The sequence below is a fragment of the Motilimonas cestriensis genome, assembly GCF_021295315.1.
GTDB classification, from domain to species: Bacteria; Pseudomonadota; Gammaproteobacteria; order Enterobacterales; family CBDFNC01; genus Motilimonas; species Motilimonas cestriensis.
In genome coordinates, this window is the sequence record NZ_JAIMJA010000054.1 from 1 (window position 1) to 3,608 (window position 3,608).

Annotated in this window: 3 protein-coding genes and 4 pseudogenes; 5 read left to right on the forward strand and 2 right to left on the reverse strand. The window is 41.6% G+C overall.

Annotated elements, in window-relative coordinates; all coding sequences use genetic code 11:
- Window positions 1-358: 358 nt before the first annotated feature.
- Window positions 359-535 (reverse strand): annotated as a pseudogene (locus tag K6Y31_RS21840) (IS91 family transposase); the annotation flags it as partial.
- Window positions 536-551: 16 nt separating this feature from the next.
- Between K6Y31_RS21840 and K6Y31_RS21845 the strand changes: the two are divergent.
- From K6Y31_RS21845 to K6Y31_RS21855, 3 genes and pseudogenes are all read left to right on the forward strand, one after another.
- Window positions 552-788 (forward strand): annotated as a pseudogene (locus tag K6Y31_RS21845) (transposase); the annotation flags it as partial.
- Between the two features lie 228 nt (window positions 789-1,016).
- Complete coding sequence (locus K6Y31_RS21850; RefSeq protein WP_233055149.1) at window positions 1,017-1,442, forward strand: DUF805 domain-containing protein; 426 nt, start codon at window positions 1,017-1,019, stop codon at window positions 1,440-1,442.
- Window positions 1,443-1,542: 100 nt separating this feature from the next.
- The gene (locus tag K6Y31_RS21855; protein ID WP_232799738.1) at window positions 1,543-1,905 is read left to right on the forward strand and encodes a VOC family protein; all 363 of its coding nucleotides are present in this window, start codon (window positions 1,543-1,545) and stop codon (window positions 1,903-1,905) included.
- 157 nt (window positions 1,906-2,062) lie between these two features.
- On the opposite strand, the pseudogene K6Y31_RS21860 reads toward K6Y31_RS21855, so the two are convergent.
- A pseudogene (locus K6Y31_RS21860) lies at window positions 2,063-2,251 on the reverse strand (transposase); the annotation flags it as partial.
- 360 nt (window positions 2,252-2,611) lie between these two features.
- On the opposite strand from K6Y31_RS21860, the gene K6Y31_RS21865 reads away from it, so the two are divergent.
- The gene (locus K6Y31_RS21865; RefSeq protein ID WP_233055150.1) at window positions 2,612-3,148 is read left to right on the forward strand and encodes a DinB family protein; all 537 of its coding nucleotides are present in this window, start codon (window positions 2,612-2,614) and stop codon (window positions 3,146-3,148) included.
- A gap of 144 nt (window positions 3,149-3,292) precedes the next feature.
- Window positions 3,293-3,484 (forward strand): annotated as a pseudogene (locus K6Y31_RS21870) (DUF2238 domain-containing protein); the annotation flags it as partial.
- Between the last annotated feature and the right edge of the window lie 124 nt (window positions 3,485-3,608).

Below are 3,608 nucleotides of genomic sequence, written 5' to 3' on the forward strand. Positions count from 1 at the left end.
AGGTGGGTATGAAGCATTAAAAATATATTCGAAACCGCCGTATGCGACCCACGCTTGTACGGTGGTGTGAGAGGACGGAGGCCGTGAGGTCTCCTCCTACTCGATTGGACAAGCCCGGAGCCTCGATAGGCTCGACTTCCTTCCTTATTAAGCAAATTACGCTGTGCTGCCTTAGCCGCGCTTAGCCAGAGTACCATTCTCAAGGCGAGCGGGATTGATGCAAGGGGCGTCATGTTGTAAACGCTAACCTTATCAGTTTGTTGCTTCTTGCCAGTGTGTTGTGTCTGTCTGTTTATTCCTCTTATTATCGCCGTGGCGTGGTGAAGGCCATTATCCTTATTGCGTCCTTGCGGTGTTGTTATCTCGGTCGGCTGATGCCAATGCAGTGCATGCTGTGCTGGCAGCAAGGGCAAGTGCGCTCGGGTTTGCTCGGTGGCGCTATTCCCAGTAGCTGTTGCAATAACGGCAGCAGTAAGCACTGAACTTGGTGCAAGATGGCTTTGGCGTTGCCGCGGAAAAAGCCGTAATCACGGGAGTTGTCATCCCTTGGGCATGAATCACGCAAGCAGCTGAGCTATATCGATAAAATGAAAGTTAAAATAGATAGCCCAATGGGGCGAAGGCAATATAGCAAACGACTGGGTTGTATCGAGCCCGTGTTCGGCAATATTACGGTGAATAAAGGCATGAATAAGTTGACGCTACGGGGACAAGCCAAAGTGAATACCCAGTGGCAGCTGTATTGCCTTGTGCATAATCTGGAAAAGCTGCAAAAGACGATACATTAAGCAGGGCAAGCCCCCTATTGCCTGAAATTCCCCCCAAAACCAGCCTCAAACGCCTCATAAAAAACGCCAACTCAAGATAATCTTCATTCCAGCAGAAAAAGACTAAACAATTGAGTCAAAACAAGAACTCAGCTATGGTTTGGTGCATCATAAAAATATATTTAAAAACGAGTAATTCTACAGGCTCGTTAGCTCTCAATTGTCTTTTCAAAATTTTAGGGAATCTCGATGGATCGAATCATAGCTGTAGGGAAAAGAGTAAGTAGGCTTAGATATTCTGCTTTACAACTCGTTAACTTTTCTATTTTAGTAACAACTTATCCTTTGGCTATGAAAATTGGAGTTGATACTTTATTTGGCATTGTAGTCATGCCACTAATATTCATTATCGCTTTTTTGTATCATTTAGTCTTAATTTTTCAGAGAACAATGGATATTGGTGGTCGTTGGCAATGGGCATTTTTAGCATTTATACCTTTTATTAATTTCTTTTATGGTATCGGTCTTCTTTTTTGGAAGGGCTCTGAAGGTCTTAATAGTTATGGTAATCCGCCTGTTCAGAAGCATTCTTATAGTATAGTTTTAGTCATATTATCTATCGTACTAATAAGTTATGGTATGAGCATTATGCCAACAGGCTTAACAGAGAGCTAACAAGAGACTTAACAATTCAAGCTCCGGTCTTGGGTGTGCTAAAGGGTTAAGAGCTTGCGTAATATCAACCTCATCTTCATAAATCAGAAAGGAAATTGATTTGATAGATCATTTTGAAATCAGAACCATAAACTTTCATGACTGTAAAAGGTTCTATGAAAAAGTCCTTTTACCACTGAAAATCGAAATCAAATGGTCAGATAAATCTGCCGCGGGCTTTGGCATCATTGGTGAGGACAAAGTCAGATTCTTGATAGAGAAAAGTGACAATTGCACTAATTCGCATATAGCTTTTTCAGCTTCGAGCAAGAAATCTGTTGAGAAATTCTATCAGGTTGCTTTAAGTGAAGGATATCAATGCAACGGCAAACCGGGGCTGCGTGAAAATTATGCACCAAACTATTATGCCGCATTCGTTTTAGACCCAGATGGTAATAATGTTGAAGCAGTGGTGTATTTGTAGCGCGCACATACAACAAGAATAGTCTCGAAGCCGATACTCCATATTTGGGTTGAGGACAAGTACAGAGCCTCGTCAATCTTAGCTCTTTTGTAATGGCCTTAACCGCGTTTAGCCTGAGTAACTTTCTTAAGACGAGGGGGGATTTATGTAAGGGGCGATAATGATACACACCATTAATGGCGTCGAGCATTCTTGCGCGCCACACGTTGGCCAGTGCAAAGGCGTTAAACAAGTAATCTTTTTTGCCTTTGTAACAGGGTTTTTTGCTAGCGTCATAGAGACCTCCGGCCACTAAAATGTGCAAGTGCGGATGCAGATTGCGCTGTCGGCTGTGGGTGTGTAGCAACCAGGGCGAGCGCATGAGTGTACAAAATACAATCAACCAAGCGAACAAAGTGGAATTTTCTTACACGAAACGCCGTGAAATCATCCCTCAAAAGCTGTTGATGGCTTTACTGCCGCATCCTTGCTACAGATATTCGTCTAATAAAACACCACTAAATGCTCAAAAATATTCATGCGTTTGCTCTGGATATCGGTGCCTTTGAATACCAAGAATAATACGTACTAACGTAAAAATTGATGCCAAATTTCGCCGCTAGATTGAATAAAAATTTGTGTGGTTTGGTATTTAGTTCTGTTCAAAAGCGAGAAAATTAACTAGGGTTGCGAAACAAGATATTTCTATTTTTCAAAGAGCAAAGCAATGAAATTGAAAGACCATGTCTACTTAATGGCTGATTATAACCAGTGGATGAATCAAAAAGTGTACGAAGTGGTCGGCACACTTTCGCCAGAAAAATTACATGAAGATAGGAAAGCATTTTTTGGTTCGATCTTTGCCACTCTTAATCATATTTGTGTCGGTGATACGATTTGGTTAAAACGATTTTCACCTGTTTTAGAAAAGTATCCGGCCTACTCACCAATTGCCAATTTGGCAACGCCAGCATCATTGGATACCTTTGTTGCAACCAACTTTAATGATCTTAAAGATCGACGCCAGCTGTTAGATGAAACGCTGTTAGAGCTAACCAGCTTAATAACCGATGAAGCGTTACTGCAGCCTATCCGTTACCAAAACAGCAAAGGCATTATTGCTAATAAAACGCTATTTAACCTGTTAATGCATGTGTTTAATCATCAAACCCATCACCGCGGCCAAGTTACTACACTGCTCAGCCAATCAGGCCTCGATGTGGGCATTACCGATCTGGTGTTTATCCAACCTGATGTAATCTAGTTGAGCGGCTTGATACTACTGTAATCGGGCTAGAGGCTATTTACGAGGGTGAGCCGGGGCAAGGCCTGAGTATGGCAAAACATACTATTTTCGTTATCCAACAATTGGGTAAATTAAATCATTACATTTTAGGAGGATGGGAAAATTAAATATCTTTGGGCATTTATATTTGTGGCGGTTTTACTTTGGTCTGGCATTAATCCAAAAGATCAATTTACTTGGTTTTTAGAAGTTTTACCGGCCATTATCGGTGCAGTATTAGTAGCGGCTACTTATCAGTCTTTTAGGCTTACTCCCATACTATACTTCTTTATTCTTGCGCATTGCGTTGTGCTGTAGTGGTCAACTAAAACTGGCCACCTCGTTATAAGTTTTGAAGTATTCTGCTTCAGCCTTTTGTGGCGATAACCCCTTGTTAAACTGGTGAGGCCTGTACCGATTGAAATAACCGGTAATGTAA